At 38.7% G+C, this 17,727-nt stretch carries 13 protein-coding genes and 1 tRNA gene; 11 read left to right on the top strand and 3 right to left on the bottom strand.

All coding sequences use genetic code 11. From position 1 onward, the window contains the following. Positions 1-40 precede the first annotated feature (40 nt). The 3 genes from LIV57_RS04185 to LIV57_RS04175 are packed head-to-tail and all read left to right on the top strand — an operon-like array spanning position 41 to position 2,252. The gene (locus LIV57_RS04185) at positions 41-1,036 is read left to right on the top strand and encodes an MsnO8 family LLM class oxidoreductase (protein ID WP_227941551.1); all 996 of its coding nucleotides are present in this window, start codon (positions 41-43) and stop codon (positions 1,034-1,036) included. 56 nt (positions 1,037-1,092) lie between these two features. After that, positions 1,093-1,644, top strand: coding sequence for an AAA family ATPase (locus LIV57_RS04180; protein WP_227941550.1), 552 nt, complete (start codon positions 1,093-1,095; stop codon positions 1,642-1,644). 44 nt (positions 1,645-1,688) lie between these two features. After that, positions 1,689-2,252, top strand: a complete 564-nt coding sequence (locus LIV57_RS04175; protein WP_227941549.1) for a DUF6624 domain-containing protein — start codon at positions 1,689-1,691, stop codon at positions 2,250-2,252. On the opposite strand, the gene LIV57_RS04170 is transcribed toward LIV57_RS04175, so the two are convergent. Continuing rightward, positions 2,249-2,587, bottom strand: a complete 339-nt coding sequence (locus LIV57_RS04170) for a nuclear transport factor 2 family protein (RefSeq protein ID WP_227941548.1) — start codon at positions 2,585-2,587, stop codon at positions 2,249-2,251. The two genes, LIV57_RS04175 and LIV57_RS04170, sit on opposite strands and share 4 nt — an antisense overlap. Positions 2,588-2,650: 63 nt before the next feature. Beyond that, on the bottom strand, positions 2,651-3,802 hold the full coding sequence (locus LIV57_RS04165) for a tetratricopeptide repeat protein (RefSeq protein ID WP_227941547.1): 1,152 nt from the start codon (positions 3,800-3,802) through the stop codon (positions 2,651-2,653). A 147-nt stretch (positions 3,803-3,949) separates the two neighbouring features. Between LIV57_RS04165 and LIV57_RS04160 the strand changes: the two genes are divergently transcribed. The 8 genes from LIV57_RS04160 to LIV57_RS04125 all read left to right on the top strand — a co-directional run bounded on the left by LIV57_RS04160 (position 3,950) and on the right by LIV57_RS04125 (position 16,827). After that, the gene (locus LIV57_RS04160; RefSeq protein ID WP_227941546.1) at positions 3,950-4,453 is read left to right on the top strand and encodes a DinB family protein; all 504 of its coding nucleotides are present in this window, start codon (positions 3,950-3,952) and stop codon (positions 4,451-4,453) included. A 76-nt stretch (positions 4,454-4,529) separates the two neighbouring features. Next, positions 4,530-6,302 (top strand): S41 family peptidase, encoded by a 1,773-nt coding sequence (locus tag LIV57_RS04155; protein WP_227941545.1) that lies wholly within the window; start codon positions 4,530-4,532, stop codon positions 6,300-6,302. A gap of 531 nt (positions 6,303-6,833) precedes the next feature. After that, complete coding sequence (locus LIV57_RS04150; RefSeq protein ID WP_227941544.1) at positions 6,834-8,996, top strand: type VI secretion system Vgr family protein; 2,163 nt, start codon at positions 6,834-6,836, stop codon at positions 8,994-8,996. Beyond that, on the top strand, positions 8,996-10,255 hold the full coding sequence (locus LIV57_RS04145) for a tetratricopeptide repeat protein (protein WP_227941543.1): 1,260 nt from the start codon (positions 8,996-8,998) through the stop codon (positions 10,253-10,255). The genes LIV57_RS04150 and LIV57_RS04145 overlap by 1 nt, the downstream gene beginning before the upstream one ends. Positions 10,256-10,273: 18 nt before the next feature. Next, positions 10,274-15,046: an RHS repeat-associated core domain-containing protein gene (locus LIV57_RS04140; protein WP_227941542.1), complete on the top strand. Its 4,773-nt coding sequence runs from the start codon at positions 10,274-10,276 to the stop codon at positions 15,044-15,046. Between the two features lie 14 nt (positions 15,047-15,060). Beyond that, entirely contained in the window at positions 15,061-15,732 is a 672-nt protein-coding gene (locus LIV57_RS04135; protein WP_227941541.1) for a hypothetical protein, read from the top strand. Between the two features lie 318 nt (positions 15,733-16,050). Then, positions 16,051-16,545 (top strand): hypothetical protein, encoded by a 495-nt coding sequence (locus LIV57_RS04130; protein ID WP_227941540.1) that lies wholly within the window; start codon positions 16,051-16,053, stop codon positions 16,543-16,545. A gap of 197 nt (positions 16,546-16,742) precedes the next feature. Next, positions 16,743-16,827: transfer RNA gene (locus LIV57_RS04125), tRNA-Ser, on the top strand. Positions 16,828-16,922: 95 nt separating this feature from the next. Here LIV57_RS04125 and LIV57_RS04120 read toward each other — a convergent pair. Continuing rightward, entirely contained in the window at positions 16,923-17,711 is a 789-nt protein-coding gene (locus tag LIV57_RS04120; RefSeq protein WP_227941539.1) for an AraC family transcriptional regulator, read from the bottom strand. Positions 17,712-17,727 lie beyond the last annotated feature (16 nt).

The raw sequence follows: 17,727 nt of genomic DNA, 5'->3' as shown, positions 1-17,727 counted from the left end.
AGCTTTTTTTATACCTTCACCATAAAATTGATCCAACAATATGAAGCTGAAATTAGGGATATTAGATCAGTCACCGACCTCCATGGGCGGCAGTGCGGCATCTGCATTGAAGAACAGTCTTAATCTTGCTGTAATGGCTGAAGAAACAGGGGTTCACAGCATCATGTATTCCGAACATCATGGAGTAGAAGCTTATGGAAGTTCCAGTCCCGAGCTTTTAGCTGCAATTGCTCTCAGTAAAACAAACCGGATCAAAATAGGAACTGCCGGAATCATGATGAGAAACTATTCAGCCTATAAGATTGCAGAATGGACCAAAATGCTGTCGACCCTATATCCTGAACGCTTTATTCTAGGCCTGGGAAAAGCTCCCGGAGGTTTAAAGGATGCTGTCATGGCACTGAACAATCATAAACCGGTAGTGTTATCCAATATGGAAACAAAGCTGGAAGAGATCATTCAATTCATAAAGGACGAAGAAGGAGTTTATGATGGACTTATTGCACAGCCGACTCATGTACAGCATATTCCGGAAATTATGTGGCTGGGCTCAGGAATGACCTCTGCCCGGGAAGCTGCAAAGCATGGAGTTGGATATTCATTCGCTGCTTTTATGAATAGTGAGAACGGAAAGGAAAATACAGATACCTATCTCAGAGAATTTGACAGAACACAATATTTTTCCCGGCCTTCTCTGCAGGTTGCCGTATCGGTATCAGTAGCAGATAAAATGGAAGATGCCAGACGGAATGCTTACGGAATGGCCTATCAGTTTTTACAATCTCGGAAATTGGAAAGTCCCAACGCGGTTCTTTCTCCGGAAGCAGTAGAACAGAAGATTCTGGGAGCAAAGGATGAAGAAGAATTCTATACTGTTTTGAACAGAATTATTATAGAAACACCGGAATCTGTTAACCAGAGATTAGATGAAATTGCCCAAAAGTACAATACCGATGATCTCCTGATATTGTGTAATATGTACCGGGAAGAAGACCGCATCAACACGTATAAAAGTATCATTAAAAATAACAGATAAACTCCGCAGTATGAAATTCTGCTGTATGGTGGAGTTTTATACTATAATTCAAACCCATGAAACAGAATATTTCAACATTCTATATCATTACCGGAGGTCCCGGAGCAGGAAAAACAACGTTGCTGGATGAATTAAGCCGCCGTGAACTGATAACTGTACCTGAAGAAGGAAGGAGAATCATTAAAGAACAGATGGATTCCGGTGGAGAAGGGCTTCCATGGCTTAACAAAGAACTTTTTGCAGAACTGATGTTCGAAGAATCTGTAAAAACCTATCTGAGAATAAGTCAGACAGCTTCTGCAAAACCTGTTTTCTTTGACCGTGGAATACTGGATACACTTGGTTATATGAAACTTGAAAATATTCCTGTTCCGGAATCTATGGAGGTTAAAGCAAGAGAAATGATTTATCATAACAATGTTTTCATTCTGCCGCCATGGAAAGAGATTTACGAAAATGACCCTGAAAGAAAACAAACCTTCGAGAAATCTATGCTTACCTTTGAATGTATGAACGAAATTTATCAGGAATATGGTTACAATATCATAGAAGTCCCGAAAATTTCAGTAAAAAACAGAGCCCGTTTTATCCTTGACAGGCTCATATAAAGTATCATCATCACCTATTAATTATCACTCATCAATTATCAAGTATGAACCATCTTCCTTTTGAAAAAGAACTGATCGAAATGGCTGACAAAGACCTGTCCGTAAGAGAAAAACTATTGAAATCAGGAGCGCTTTCCGGAGGTTATCATCCCGAAATGGAAACTATTCATAGAGCCAATGCACAACGGCTGCGGGAAATTATTGCAGAAATCGGTTATCCTACCATCTCAAAAGTAGGTGAGGAAGCTTATGATGCAGCATGGCTGATCATCCAGCATGCCATCGGCGAACCCGAATTTATGAAAACAAGCTACGCTATGATGGAAAAGCATTGTAATGATATTAACCCTATCCATAAAGCCTATTTATACGACAGGATTCAGGTTTTTCAGGGTAAACCTCAAAAGTATGGTACTCAGTTGACCTCTGACGGAATAATTTATCCCGTAGAAAACAAAAAAAAGTTAAATACAGAACGCGAAAAGGTAAATCTGCGGGTCCTTTCCGAATCAGATATCAATAAAATCCCGGATACCGAAGACATTCCGGAAATTGATAGCAAAGACGCTGAATATACCGCATGGAGGAAAAAAACAGGATGGATTTAAGACTCTTTTAATAAAGGTCTGGGATCAAACAGAACTTTTAAAGTACGGATCTTTCCATCCTTTATGTGATACCATCCCGAAGATTCTATTGTTTTTTCTCCCATATCAATATTGTACCAGAAACAAACATCTTCACCGGAAGTAAAAGTCTTAAGAATCTCATACTTAAACTTCATCTGCTTCATATCTTTGATGTAAACAGAGGCGCCTTCTCTCTTTCCCATTACCCCTATAAATTTAAAATCAGGATCAAGACAGCTTTCTGCCTTATCAAAATTTTCTTCGTTTAGATATTGGATAAATCGTTCTGCTATGTTTTGCGTTGTATTGTCCATAATATTCTGTTTATTGTCTATACAAAATTAACGGATCACCGGAGATTCTTCTTGTGACTATAATCATAAAGAGCCTGTCTGTTTTAAAACAAAAATTCTTCCTTTTGCATAGGCAATCTGCTCTTTTTCCTTGTCCTGATCAGGATTGTTTTTAAGGTACATCTGATAATATGTTGCGGCATTCTTAGGCTGCTTCAGATTGAGATCATAAAGAAGCCCCAAACGGTAATAAATAATATTGCTGGTACCAAAAGTTAATCCTCTTTTATAAGCTGTCAAAGCATCATTATACTGGTTTTTAGCTTCATAAATGCCTGCCAGTGCAGCATAATAAAGGTTGGTGTGATCTGAAATAGCTTCGTCAATAGTCTTTTGAGCATAGAGGGCAGCATTGTTATAATCTTTCAGTTCACGATAGCTCAGGGCCATAAAATATAATGTGCCTTCATTTTGTACTCCCATATCTTCCAGTGTTTTATAAAGCGTGATACATTTCTGATAATCCTTTACATAAAAATAGGCCTGTCCGAGATCATTCATTACATTAACATCAGCATGGTTTTTCAGGAGCTTTTCACCTGTTTCAATCACTTCCGGATATTTGTGGAGTTGGTTGGCAGCCGGCAGTAGAGCCTGCAGTAAAGTAAAGTTCTCAGTATCGGCTGCAATGGCTGTTTTCAATACATCATACGCAGACTGATATTGTTTGAGGCTGATGTAAGTTGCAGAAAGATCATAAGCTACATCGGGATCTGCAGAATTAAGGGTATTGGCTTTTTTGAGGTAAGAAAGTCTGGATTCAGGAGTTTCTGCATAAGCAGCAAGCTGTTTATAGGCACTGAAATTAAGACTGTCCAGCCGGATAATCTGTTGAAGATACGTTTGGGCATTGGAAACATTTCCCCGTCTGGAATTGATACTGGCCAAACTGAATAAAGTGGGCACACTGTCGGGTTGAATGGTGTTGATCTTCAGATAATTTTTTTCTGCTTCCGGTAGTTTTCCGGCCATCATATTACAATAGGCTATTTGCGACAGAGCTTTTATATCCTGTGTATCTCCGGGATATATGCTCTGAAGATAAGTAGCTGCATCAGCATAACGTTGTGTTTCGTAATACTCAAGAAGTTTTTCAGTATCAATTTTTGCAGACTGGGCAGTAAGATTTCTAAAGCTTAATAGAATAATACACAAGCAGATTCCTCTTTTCATCATGGTTATTTTTAACTAAAATATAGGTTATTTACCAGGCATCCAAATTTTAGTCTCACTTATCGGGGATTTTTTTATTCTGAATGGTTTATGATGAAACACTAAGTCAGATTTCTTATATTCATTTTATATAAAAATCAGGCAAAAGATATGGAAATAAAAACTGTACAGTCATTCATTGATTATTATGAAAAAATAAGAGAGAGAACCAACCGCATTATTGAAGTTGTTCCTCCTGAGCATATTGATTTTTCCTATAAACCGGGAAAATTTACCATTGGAGATCAGATAAGACATATTGCAGCTATTGAAAGGTATATGTACGGGGAAACTATATCAGGAAAGAAAAGTGCTTATCCGGGTTGTGGTAAAGACCTTGCTGACGGCTATGCGGATACCGTTAAGTTTTTTAATGAAATGCACAGGCAGACGCTTGAAATGATCAGAGGGCTTTCAGATGAGGATCTTACCAGGAAATGCCTTACTCCTGCCAATCATGAAATTTCTGTATGGAAATGGCTCCGGGCTATGACAGAACATGAAATCCACCACAGAGCAGAATTATATATCTATCTGAACCTTCTGGATGTAAAAACACCACAGATCTATGGATTTTCTGCAGAAGAAGTACAGGATATGAGTGTGAAACTATAGTGCTGAAAGGGAATAGCCGAAGAATATTCAATCGGTTGAGGTTAATTTGTATATTAGCCCATTCAAAAAAATAATAATGACCAGACCTCTTATCATTCCTCTTTTGCTATTCTTAAACAGTGCATATGCACAGACTCATCTGGAGCTTAAACCGGGAGACACCCTGAAATATTCGCCACAAGCCCACAAACCATCATGGATTTCGGTACAGTCGGCTGATGCTAATCTGGGAATTGCTTTGTTCATGGATGGAAAGAAACTGAAAGAACAGGATGATTCCAGAGGAATAAAAAGTATCGAGCGCCTGTATTTTACTCCTGAAAAAGGAAAGAAATATGAAGTAAAGATCTGGGCTAAATCTTATCTTGAAAAAAGTAAAATCGCAAAAGTATCTATTGCCGAATCTAAAAGCGTACCTGTTCTGAACGGCCAGTTCAATTCCGACCAGTTTGTGGAAGATCTCAGAACATTTCGCCTGATCAGGGAAAAAGCAAATTCCGGACTGTATGTATATAGAAGCAAAAAGCAGATAGACAGCATTTACCAGCAGGCGGAAGCAGAAGCCAGAAACAGTAAAAATATTTTTGATTTCTATAAAATCATTGCCAGACTTACCGGATTTGAAGGAAGCTGCCATAATTATACGGATTTACCCAATCATGCCTCCTATTATCTCACCCAGAAACCTGAATATCTGCCCATCACTCTGAAGAATATTGACGGTCGCCTGCTTCAGGATTCAAAAGAGGCAGCAATACCTCTTGGTGCCGAAATTCTTTCCATCAACGGAGTTTCTGCAAAAGAAATGATCGGCCGTTTCTCGCAATACTATTTTTCTGATGGCTATTCCATGCCTTACAAGGAAACAACAGGTTTTGAAAGAGGAATGCTGGATAAATTTTATATGGAATTCGGAAACCATAAAAATTATGTGATCCGATATAAATGGAATGGAGCCGTAAAAGAAGTTTCTCTGGAAGGAATACCATTGGAAAGTTTCAAAAAACTTCAGGAATCAAGATATTCGCTTGCCTTTGACAAAAAACTGCTGTCTGAAAAATATAGCTTCAGCAAAGAAGGAGAAGGAGAAGGAATTTACAGATTATCTTTGAGAGGATTCGATTTTGCCACCGGAAAAGAAGATCCGGCCTATAAAAAATTCAGTGTTTTTCTTGATCAGATGATGGATACTCTGGAAAAGGAAAAAATACAGAATCTGATCATTGATCTCAGAGGAAATACAGGAGGCACTGGAGCTCTTTATGAAAAAGTATTCTCTTATCTTACACAAAGACCTTTCCGTGACAGTCACTATGCGTACACCCAATTCAATGAAGTTCCTTTGGAGGAAAAACTCATTATAACTCCTCTTTTTCTCTCTAACGGAGTACAGGATAAAAATGGCCTTAATGCCTATCTGAAACAGCTTTACCCTAAAAGTGTTCAGGGGAAATATTACTGGGCAGATGACAAGAATCCATCCGTTTTGCCTAATGAAAGAACTTTTAAAGGACAGCTTTATCTGCTTGTTGATCAAAGGGTAGCTTCTGCAGCTTCACACCTTGCTTCCCTTATTAAATCCTATACCAATGCTGTTGTGATTGGAAAAGAAACGGTAGGAGGCTATTATGAACATAATGGCCATCTTCCATTGGTGTATGAACTTCCCAATACCGGAATCCAGACAGGATTTTCTATTGTTCACGTCATTCAGGATGCTCAAAATCTTCCTGATCAGAAAAGAGGACAGGGGATTATTCCTCACGTGACAATACAGCAGACCGATCAGGAATTTCTTGATCAGACCGATGTTTATCTGAAAAAAGTAGCAGAACTTAGAAAACAATAAAAAGTTTTTTACACGTATAAAGCCAGCTGTAAATTTATTTTTTGCAGCTGGTTTTTTATAATAATATTTTAGATTATTTCTATTTTAAGTGATAAATTTATCATTTTCATTTATTAAAAATTGTTAAATATTTATTTGATATAGAGGTATTTATTTCTTTTTTTTAATCATTTATTTTGGAATTATTGATGGAAAGTCGTAGAACTACGACAAAATTTCAGATTATCCATTGAAAATTTCCTGAATAGCAATTACCGCTTTATCTTTGTAATACCACCAATCCAATTACAAAAAATTAATAATGATTACAATCTGCATATTACAACAATAAAATCAGGTGAAATCCTGAATTTCAACAGGGATACAAAGTAAACTTATAGTCGTGCTTTTCCTTTTAACACCCTGTTACGACCTCAATATCCGGATTCCTCTTTACAGATGAAGCACGGATAGCGAAATGATCTGAACTTATGGTCCGGATCACTTTCAGCTTAAAAAAATCTGACACCCAATCAATCAAATATTACCATTATGTTTCAGGACGATCATTCACCCAAATTGCCTGTTTCCCAAGATAAAATTTCAGCTGTAAAAAATGTTAAACAAACATTGACGGATGAGGCAGTTCATAAAGCTGCTCAGGAAGTACAGGAAAAATCAAGTGGAACCATTAAAAAAGCTTCAGAAAAAATGGCTCAGGCCCAGGCCTATACAGGGATGGCTCAAAACGGGTCCCAAATGTTTATGAACCAGGTTAAACAATCCAACCCTCCCACATTGGTGGAAGACAAGGTATGGGCTAAGCAGCCAACTTCAGGAATTTATAATGCCAGTACGATACCTGGAAATCAGGTAGCCGGAATTAACCGTGTGGTAAAACTTGAAATCGTAATTGACGGAAAGGTCATTAAACATTTCAAACATTTTCAGTTAAAACAAAGTGCTGTAAAACATCATGAATTTGATCTGATGCTGGCTCACGATAGTCTGGGAAATTCCGAAAACCACAATCTGGAAGAAGCTCAGAACTTTCTGGGAAAAAGAATTACTGTTATTTTCAGATATAAAGACGTTGAAGACGGGCCGGAAAGAAATTTCGTTGGAGTCATCACAGAAGTAGGTTTCAGCCAGGAAAAAGGAAGCCTGGGAAATATCGTTCTTACAGGATCCAGCCCTACAGTTCTTTTAGATGCAGCACCCCATATTCAAAGTTTTGGCGGAGCGCAGGAAATCAGTCTGAACAGTATTGCAGACCAGGTGATCAAAGAAGGTCTGGGACAAAATACGTTCGATTTCAGAGTAGACGCAGCCCATGGAAATGTTTCTTACAGCTCACAATATGAAGAAACTCATTATAACTATCTTGCCCGAATTGCGGAAGCCTACGGTGAACAGTTTTATTACGATGGCGAAGTACTGCATTTCGGGAAACTTCCACCTCAGGAAAAACCTGTAAAGCTAACCTATGGCAGCAGTGTGAGTGATGTCAAGATAAAAATGAAGGCACAGCACGTGAATCCGTCATTTTACGGTTACAACAGCAGTAAAAATGAAAAATTAACGGCAGGAAGCTCAAAGATTAATCATACCTCAGATATTGCGAAGAGAGCCTACGAAATTTCAGAAAAAACTTTTACCACTCCATCACTGAGGGTAGCTCCTATAAAAGCGGTGTCTTTCATGGATGTAGAAACTTCCCAGAAAGGAACTGCCGGAAGTAAAGCCGCTGAAGTCTTTGTTATTTCAGGAGTTACCACAGTACCATTCCTTTATCCCGGCTGTATCGCCGATATTGAAATGAGAAAAGCCGAAAGCAGCGAAACAACCTATTTTACCAAATTAATGATTACAGATATGTACCATGAGGTAGATGCCAGAGGATATTATACCGGAACTTTTGAGGCAATAGCTTCTGATACGGGATTTATTCCCCGCCCGGAGTTTCATACTCCAAAAGCAGATGCCCAGTTTGCCAAAGTGATTTCCAATGCAGATCCTTTAAATCAGGGAAGAGTGAAAGTACAGTTCGACTGGCAGAATGGCTCTACTACAACAGAATATATCAGAGTGATGACTCCTGATGGCGGAGGCAGCGAAAAAGTGAGTAAAAATCGTGGATTTATGGCGATTCCGGAGGAAGGAGATCAGGTAGTGGTCAATTTTGCACACCAGCATCCTGACCGTCCGTTTGTGATGGGAGGAATGTTCCATGGCGGAGTTGGCGGTGGCGGCGGTGCCGGAAATAATATTAAAAGCTTAAGCAGTAAAAGCGGACATACCATGAGTCTGGATGATGCCGGTGGAATTACCGTAAAAGATAAAGATCAAAATTCTGTTTTTCTGGATGGAGCAGGAAATATAAGCATAGACAGCAAAATTTCCATTACACTGAATTGCGGAAGCAGCTCGATTTATATGGATAAAGAGGGAAATATTCAGATTAAAGGTAAAGAAATATTTATACAGGGAGTTAATATTGGTGTTGGCGGAACAACGAGTATCGGAGTTGGAGTAGGGCCTGAAGACGGTGAACCTACTTCAGGTGTCGGAATCAAATCCGATACACTGGATATCGGAACCAATACGCTTTCCATGAGAGGTGATACTGAAGCCAATCTCAGCAGTGGAGGAAAAATCAATGTCGGTGGAGGAAGCGAAACGAATATTGTAAGTGGAACTGTAAAACTGAATTAATGAATCCGGTAGATTTGGAGTTGGTAAAATTAAAAAGACAATGGCAGAAAGTGGTTTCAAAAAACGAAGAAAAGCCTATGCTGATCTGTTTGGGAGAAAAACATGAAACCGATCTTTTTGATGGATTTATCAAATCGAAGCTTTCTGAAGATGAAGAAGGAGATGATGTTTTTTTACTCCATTACCAGGAATTTAACGGAATGAACTCCTTCGGACAAACCTTATTGGATGAATGGACTGAGTTCTATGAAATGCTGAAGAAAAGCGAGGCAGATATTCCCCATTGGAATCTGGAAAAGCCGGATGAAAGTTTTAAAACAGATGCTTACAAAGCTTTTTACCCTTTGCTGGAACTAAAGAAAAACTTCCCGAATATTAAGGATTCTAAAATCTATATCTACATTGCCCCGCTCAGGATTAATGATACCGAAGAACTTTCTTTATGGGTGAAAGAATGGTGCAGGATCTGTGAAGCAACGGGAAATAAAGATATAAAACTGGTTTGGGCGGAACATCACCATTACAGGACTTTGCCCGGTATCTCTTCAGCACACAGCTTCAGAATAGAGGTAGACATTCATCAGTTAATGCAGAATACTGCCGCTCATACCAACCGTAAGAAGAACAGCCCGGATACAGACTTCCAGCAGCAGATTCTTATAGCGAGTAATCATTTAAGCAAAGAAAGATTCAAAGAAGCAGAGCACGCATTGAAAAAGGCGGTGAAGCTCGCCGGAGAACAAAAAAATAAACAGGGTGAAATTTCTGCCTATTTCATGCTTACCCAGGCATATATAGCGGACAGGAAGAAGGATAGGGCAGAAGATACCTATCGGACAATATTTGAAAAAGTAGAACCTGATACTCCTCTGGAAATTCAGATGTATATGAATTATGGAAGCCATTTATTAGGCAACTCCAAAAAGTCCAGGGCAGAAAAAGCATTTGAAAAAGCTGCAGAGACGGCTCGTAAAATAAGAGAATATGCAATGGCGATTGAGTGTTACAGGATCATCGCGACATTGAATGATACGGTGCTGACAAAAGATAAAATGATCCGGTATTTTGAAAAATGTCTGGATATAGCAAAACTGATGGATCCTTCAGCAAGAGAACAGAGCAGTCTGAGGTTTGTTGCCTCCATGCTTATTCTTAAATATGAAGGCGATACTGATAAAAAAACAAAACTGGACAGTGAAATGAAGACTTATTTTGGTGATGACTGGAAGGTGAGTGTGGAAAAACCAAAAGCAGGGTAATCTCAAATTAAAAGAATCATGGCAGATCTGAATAAAAAAACAGTAAAACCCATTAAAGTAGCAAAACCGGACATGAACCCAGACCGCTCATGGAAGGTAAACACAGATGTTACTTCGGTAAGCTGGGATAAAACCAAACAGGGATGGAAGAACGGAATGAAAAATAATTTCGATTCCCTGAATCCTGTTTCCATGGCTAAATCCATAGTGGGAGAAGATGCCGGACAGCCGGAAAAAAGCAGCGGAGGCGGAGGTGGAGGTGGCGACAGTGCCGTGACAGTAGAAAAGGCCGCTCCGGAAAGCAAAGTGAAGCTGATTAAGGTTAATAATCCTGCAATGCCTTCCACAGCCATTCAGCATACAAGTAAACATTTTGATATTGTACTGGCCATTGATATCCACTGGACTCTCATTCCGCCGCCACCTTCATTCATGTTTATTCCACTGCCGCTGCCCCATCCGTTTATCGGGATTGTGTTTGATATTATGGATTATATTACCATTAAAATTACAATTCCGCAATTTGCACGAAATCTTATGCCTTCTCTTCCGGAAAATATTCCGCTGGGAGGCTCTATATATGTTCATGGAAGGCACAAAGCAACCACCACAACCAGTGTGATGGGAGTGGTCATTCCGTTCAGACATGTCACATCGCTTATTCCGGTGTATATCATTCCTTTTCCTCAGGAAGCTCCACACGAAGGAGAAGTGTATTACGGTTCGCAGACTGTTCTGGCACAGGGAAGTAAAATGAGCGGTAACCAGCCTCAGCAGGTATTAACCTGTATGGGATTTCCTTTCGGAATGACAATGCTGCCCGCAATGCCTGATAAGCCAAAGAAAAATCCGCTGGCCTATTTTGCTTTCTACAATAACTTTTCAAGCATGTATATTCAGATCAATACGGGTGGACCGGTATTGGTAGGAGGCGCTTTTGTGCCCCATGTTTATACACCCGGAGAAATGCTGATGCGTCTTGCCGGGATGTTTTTAATGAGAAATTTAACCAAGAAATTAGGAAAACTTGGTGCTAACGGTTTAAAAAAGCTAAACAACAGTGTTCTTAAAAAAGCTCCTTTCAATAAATTCAAATTAGCCAATGCCTTATCTAAAAAATTATGTCATTACGGCCTTGAACCTGTGAATTTTGCAACCGGTGCCATGGTTTTCGAATGGGATGATTTTATAATTCAGGGCAGTACACCATTAAGCTGGAAAAATATCTGGCACAGCGACAGGCCTTATGATTTCGGACCTCTTGGAAATGGTGTTTTCAATAATCATGACCTGTTTATTCTTCCTGATGAAGATAATAAGTTTGCAGGCTGGATGCATCCGGACGAAAATATGGCAATGCTGATTCCTGCACCAGAGATCGGAGAAGAAATGACTTATTTCAGAGATCAGAAGATATGGCAGTACAGGCCCAATAGCAGTATCTGGATTGTTCGTAAAGGAACTGATGTCTATACATATCAACGTTTTCATCATATTTCGGAAGGAGTTGTTTATAAGGTAACCCGTATTGAATATGGTGACGGAACAATCAGGGAATATGAGTATGAAGCCCGGAACATTGTACTGAAAAGTATAAAAGATGTAAAAACTGGCTGCAGTATAGAAACTGTAATTCACCCGACATATAAAAAAGTAACAGAAGTTTACTATTGTTATAAAAACCAGAGAGATCTGCAGGTTAGGTACGACTATGATGAACGTGGCAACCTTACCCATGTCTGGGATATTCATAAAAAAGCCATTGTGTTTGACTATGATGGAGAAAACCATGTGGTGAGAAGAACCAACCGGAACGGGATGAGCTATCAGTGGGAATATGATAAAAACGGAAGAGTAGTTCATACCAAAGGTACGGATGGGTATATGGAAGGAAGACTTCATTACCATGATGAGGAAGGTTACACAGAAGTTATCTATCCAAAGCAAAACAATAAAACCGAGGAATATCATTATGATGAAAACTTTCTGGTTTACAAAAAAGTAGATGGAGAAGGTGGAGAAACCTGGTACGATTATACAGCCCACAACGAGTTGAAAATGATGGGATCCCCGGAAGGAAGAGTTCAGGGTTATACCTATGATGAAATGGGAAATATTAAAATCTTCCATACTCCGGATGGCGAAGAATACCATTATCAGTACAATGAATTCGGACAGGTAATTGCCCGTTTCTCTCCTTCGGGAGCTTCGGAAACGTGGAGTTATGATGAAGGGGGAAAACTGATCAGCTATACTGACCCTGCTGAAGAAAGTGTATACTATGAATATGCAGACGGTGAAAGAATTCCTGAAAGCAGCAGCAGAGAAGAGATTGTCACTTATTATAAATATAACCAGAGAGGTCAGCTTACTCAGCTCACCAACACTGCCGGAGCCGAGCAGTACTGGAAATATGATGAGTATGGAAGGCTGACGGTGTTCAGTCCGGGCCCTTTGAACAGAATACTCTGGAACAGGGATAAAATGGGAAGAGTGGTCGAAGTGAACGAGCAGGGGCAATTCCCGTTAAAACTCCGTTACGATGCCTATGATCTTCCGGTGTATGCTACCGACGGGCGTGCAGAATGGCTCATGAGCTATACGCCGATGGGAAGCCTAAAACGTCAGGTCCGCAGGAATGCTCTATCCCATAAAAAAGAAGAAACATTGTTTTTCGGGTATGATGCTTATGAAAATTTAATGAGTATTACCAACGAGAAAGGAGAAGTCTATTCTTTTGAAAGAAATAATAATAATGATATCATTGGTGAAATAGGGTTTGACGGCCAGAAAAAGTTCTTTGTAAGAGATAAAGACGGAATGGTTACCCAAACCAGGACTCCTCAGGGAAAAGATATTTTTTATGAATATGATCTGGGCGGAAGATTGACACAGACCCATTATCCCGACGGAACCTGGGAAGCCTATCAGTATGACACTTCAGGATTATTGGTTAAAGCAGATAATGAAAACAGTAGTGTCGCTTTTCAGAGAAATAAATTAGGACAGGTCACCAGTGAAAAGCAGGGTGAGCATACCATTCAATATGAATATGACAGTCAGGCAAATCTGATCGGTTTGAAAAGCAGCCTGGGAGCCGAAGTAGACTACTCTTATAATGATCTGGGACAGCTTAAAACGGTAACTGCCGCAACTCCGGAAGTGCATGCACCGTGGCAGATGAATATTGAGATCAGCCGGAACGGGCAGATGCATTCCCGTGAAATGACCGGCGGGGTGGAAAGCATTTTTGAATTTGACCATATCGGAATGCCGGTAAGTCAGAAAGTAACAGTAAATAAAACCAGTACTACCTTTCATAAAGACTACAACTGGGGAGCCGGAAACCGGTTGCTGCATACCCTGGACAGGGTGACGGGCGGAAGAACAAGATTTGATTACGATGCTTTCGGAAGCCTTGTTGCTGCAGAATATTCAAGCGGAGAGGTGCAGTACAAAAATCCGGATGCTACGGGATGCTTATATGAAAGCGCCCGGCAGACTGACCGTGTCTACGACAAAGGAGGAAAGCTGATGCGTGATAAAAACTGGTTCTACCATTACGATGAAGAAGGAAATTTATTATTAAAAAGTAAACGGCCAATCAACAATGCCAGACCTGAGCTTAAAGAAGAACAGGAGAATACGCATCCTTATTATAAAACCATTGCTTCAGATTGGCTGAACAGCCCGAAACTGCCGGATGGAGCCGATTTACCCAATGTAACCGAAGACTCTCCAACAGAAATTCAAAACCCGGAATGGTCCGCCGGAGACTGGGAATATTCCTGGAATGCCAACGGAATGCTGGCCAAAGTAAAGCGCCCCGACGGCAAAGAAGTAAGCTTTGAGTATGATGCCCTCGGAAGAAGAACCTCAAAAATTGGTCTGAAGAAAATAACTCGTTATATTTGGGATGGTAACGTTCTCCTGCATGAATGGAGCTATGATGCTGAAGAAGTTCCTGTAACGGTTGTAGATGATGACGGAAATGTCAGTGTTGGAAAAGAACCTGTGGAGAATGTGGTGACCTGGGTGTATGAGCGATATTCATATATACCATGTGCCAAAATTATCAATGGAGAAAGTTACTGCATTGTTTCTGACTATATAGGCAGACCTGTTCAGGCTTTTGATGAAGGAGGGCAAACCGTATGGAGTACAGAATATGATGCCTATGGAAACCTTAAAAACTTAAAAGGAAATAGATATTTTATTCCTTTCAGACAGCTTGGACAATATGAAGACCAAGATACTTGGTTATACTATAACAGGTTTCGTTATTATGATATAGAAAGTGGAAATTATATTTCTAAAGACCCAATTGGATTAAAAGGAGGATTAAGCCTTTATAACTATATAAAAGATATAAACTGGTGGGTTGATATTTTTGGTCTAGCGGGATCTGGGGGAGCTTATCTGTTTGGATTTGCAAGTGGGGATAAGTATATAGGAAAAGGTGAAATTGGAAGAATGAATCAATCCATTTCTACAAGAACTTCACAAGTTGGTAAAATGGGTGGAGATAATACTCTTATTGGAAAAGCACATGTTAGTACAGGAGGAAATAATGATCTTGGAAAAATGGTTGAGTATAAAACAATGAAAGATGCAGGCTTCAGACCTGGTGGAGCTGGAGTACCGGCGGATTATTTAAATAATCATATGAGTGGTAAATCTACTTGGGATGCAAACCCTCAATTACAAGCAAGAGCAACAGAATTGGCAGATAAATTACAAGCTGATTATGATGCTGATGTAAAAGCAAGAGCAAAAGTAAATTATAATTGATTTTAGTATATTATATGGAAAAATATAAAGTAGATTTTGGTGAAACATCGCATTTTAAAGGAATAACGATTTCTTATGATCACATTGAGGAAGGTTTGGACTTTGCACAAAAAAATAATATTAATGAGGTATGTATATCGACTGATGATATTGATACAAAACAAGTGGTAAATTTTGATTTTTTAAAGGGAAGGAATTTTATTACAACTTTTCATTGGCTGGTTCCCTTAGCTAAAAAATCTAACATTACAGGTTTGTATAATTTGTCAGGATTGGAAGATTTCCGTTGGAGTGCTGGTACAGATTTTAATCTTGATTTATCAAAGATACCAAATTTGAAAATTCTTAACATTGGCTACTATAAAGGTTTAGAAGGTTGGGAAAACTTAAAGTCACTAAATCGTTTATTAATTGGAAATGTAAAAACTGAGGATTTATCTTTTCTAAGCGAAACTGTTAACTTAGAATTTTTGCGTATCATACGGGGAACTTTTATCTCTGTTAAAGGAATTGAAAAGTGTAGTAAATTAAAAACAGTATTTATTCAAAGTTGTAATTCTTTAATTCATGTAAAAGAAACCATTAAGCAAATGAAGAGTATTGAAAATTTGCTTTTAGAAAAATGTAAAAATGTAGACCTGGAAGGAATTGAGTTGTTAGGATTAAAAAATATCTCAGTTATTTAATTTATAGATACGATAAAAGATAAAATTCAGGCTCTGCAAATTTTATATTCCACAAGAATTTGATAAATAATTTGGATAAAGTAAAATTAGACAAGAAGCCTTAGACATTATAAAGAAACATCATGATTCACATATGATAATGGCTTGGCAATATCTTTTGAAAGTTGGTATCTCAATTGTCTTGAAGAGGTTAGTTGGTGACAGGAGAATTGATTGAATTTAAAGTCATTATAAAAACAAGTATTGTAAAGTTTATTAAATCATTAGAATAACACCTACTGTATAAACTATTTAATCCAAATCTAATTCAAATATATTATGAAAAAAATATTCTCTGAACTTAAAGGTTTCGTGATATTCAGTCCACAGCTTTTAACGCAGTATCTGCAGGACCATCATCTTTCAGGTACTAATATTTTAAAATATTTCGTAGAAAATGAACATGGCGATGAAATAACAAAGTCGGGAATCGCTATTCCGATAATAGGGGTAGAAGAAGATTATTATGCATTCCGGGTTTCTGTGAATGATGAAAAGATTCTGAATGATGAAGAAGTAGAGGTGGAATCAAAAGGCTGGATATTTCAGACTGCGAATAATGAAGTAAAAATTGTCGGCATTGGATATCTGAAGGATATCGCTGCCATCAGTGAAGAAAACAGTGTCACGCTTTCTCTTGAAAACGGGTGGTACTCCTTAAAAATAAGGGGTGGAAATAAAAATGGCGAAAGATTATTTGAACTGAATATGCAGAAACAGGACATGCATCCTGCTTTTAGTGGAGATATCACCACCGAATATTACTACGGATAAAATTTAAAGCTTGATACTTCCTGTTTAAGGATAAATAGCTGATGGTGAGTTCTTAATGTTTATGTTTGACAAACTTGAGAAAATAGAGTTTTCTGCAAACTTGCAGAAATACGAATTTTATTGAAAAAATATTTTGTCAGTAATAAAAAACTCTCTATATTTGCACCACTGAAAACAACGGTACTACCGGAGTTTAAGGAGAGTTGGCAGAGTGGTCGATTGCGGCAGTCTTGAAAACTGTTGACTGTAACAGGTCCGGGGGTTCGAATCCCTCACTCTCCGCAAAAAAAAAGCCTTGAATCATTTGATTCAAGGCTTTTTTTTTGCTCCTCATTCTAAATAGTAATTCCTTAGAATCACATCTGATAAACGAGTTTTCATATTCTGGACATAGTCCTGAATTCAGTAGGCCTCATATTGGTTAACTGATAAAAATTATTGCTGAAAGCTGCAATATTGGAGTACCCAATTTCATAGGTAATTTCAGTCATATTCAGATCGGTATCTTTTATCAATTCCATCGCCCGGATAATCCGGAGCATTTTTATATACTGAATAAACGTAATATGAAGTTTTGTCTGAAAAAGCCTTGTCAGACTTCTTACACTCATTCCTGCCTGCCTGGCAGTATTTTCTAAAGTAAGCTTTTCATGTAACTGGGTTCTGAGATGATCTGTAATAGCATTAAGCCGCTGATCATCAGTTGTAGGAAGCTGGATTGAAAATTTTTTGAGATTTTCTCTTGATATAAGTTCCTTCAGTGTTGTCAGAAATTGAAATTCCCAGGAACCTTTATAATAGTCTCCCTGCCATTTTTCGCTGAAAGTAAGCATTTCCGATAACAGCTTGCTCACCGGATAGATTCCCAGCTCATTATAAAATCCGTCAGAGTTTTCTTCCGGAAAGTAAATGTTAATAATATACAGATCCTGAGTATTAAACATCAGATTATGGGGATATCTTCCAGGTATCCAGATGTAATGGCTCGACGGAATATAAAAATCCTTCTCAGCAGTCTTCAGATAAGCAATTCCTCCAAAAACCAATAACAGCTGTGCCTTATCATGCTGATGTGGAGGCATCTGCTGTTCAGTTTGCTGTCGTACCACCAGGATAGAGTCGGGATTTTGATCTACGCTGTCTAAAAGTTGTTTGAGAACTTCCATATGGCCAAATATAACA

It is taken from the genome of Chryseobacterium sp. X308 (genome assembly GCF_020733145.1).
GTDB lineage: Bacteria > Bacteroidota > Bacteroidia > Flavobacteriales > Weeksellaceae > Chryseobacterium > Chryseobacterium cupriresistens.
The sequence above is the reverse complement of the archived record's forward strand: the minus strand, read 5'-3'. Positions and strand labels throughout refer to the sequence as shown.

What these genes read in the sequence shown, in the direction of transcription:
- LIV57_RS04185 (WP_227941551.1), top strand. Translation starts at nt 41, where the DNA reads ATGAAGCTGAAATTAGGGATATTAGATCAGTCACCGACCTCCATGGGC.
- LIV57_RS04180 (WP_227941550.1), top strand. Translation starts at nt 1,093, where the DNA reads ATGAAACAGAATATTTCAACATTCTATATCATTACCGGAGGTCCCGGA.
- LIV57_RS04175 (WP_227941549.1), top strand. Translation starts at nt 1,689, where the DNA reads ATGAACCATCTTCCTTTTGAAAAAGAACTGATCGAAATGGCTGACAAA.
- LIV57_RS04170 (WP_227941548.1), bottom strand. Translation starts at nt 2,587, where the DNA reads ATGGACAATACAACGCAAAACATAGCAGAACGATTTATCCAATATCTA.
- LIV57_RS04165 (WP_227941547.1), bottom strand. Translation starts at nt 3,802, where the DNA reads ATGATGAAAAGAGGAATCTGCTTGTGTATTATTCTATTAAGCTTTAGA.
- LIV57_RS04160 (WP_227941546.1), top strand. Translation starts at nt 3,950, where the DNA reads ATGGAAATAAAAACTGTACAGTCATTCATTGATTATTATGAAAAAATA.
- LIV57_RS04155 (WP_227941545.1), top strand. Translation starts at nt 4,530, where the DNA reads ATGACCAGACCTCTTATCATTCCTCTTTTGCTATTCTTAAACAGTGCA.
- LIV57_RS04150 (WP_227941544.1), top strand. Translation starts at nt 6,834, where the DNA reads ATGTTTCAGGACGATCATTCACCCAAATTGCCTGTTTCCCAAGATAAA.
- LIV57_RS04145 (WP_227941543.1), top strand. Translation starts at nt 8,996, where the DNA reads ATGAATCCGGTAGATTTGGAGTTGGTAAAATTAAAAAGACAATGGCAG.
- LIV57_RS04140 (WP_227941542.1), top strand. Translation starts at nt 10,274, where the DNA reads ATGGCAGATCTGAATAAAAAAACAGTAAAACCCATTAAAGTAGCAAAA.
- LIV57_RS04135 (WP_227941541.1), top strand. Translation starts at nt 15,061, where the DNA reads ATGGAAAAATATAAAGTAGATTTTGGTGAAACATCGCATTTTAAAGGA.
- LIV57_RS04130 (WP_227941540.1), top strand. Translation starts at nt 16,051, where the DNA reads ATGAAAAAAATATTCTCTGAACTTAAAGGTTTCGTGATATTCAGTCCA.
- LIV57_RS04120 (WP_227941539.1), bottom strand. Translation starts at nt 17,711, where the DNA reads ATGGAAGTTCTCAAACAACTTTTAGACAGCGTAGATCAAAATCCCGAC.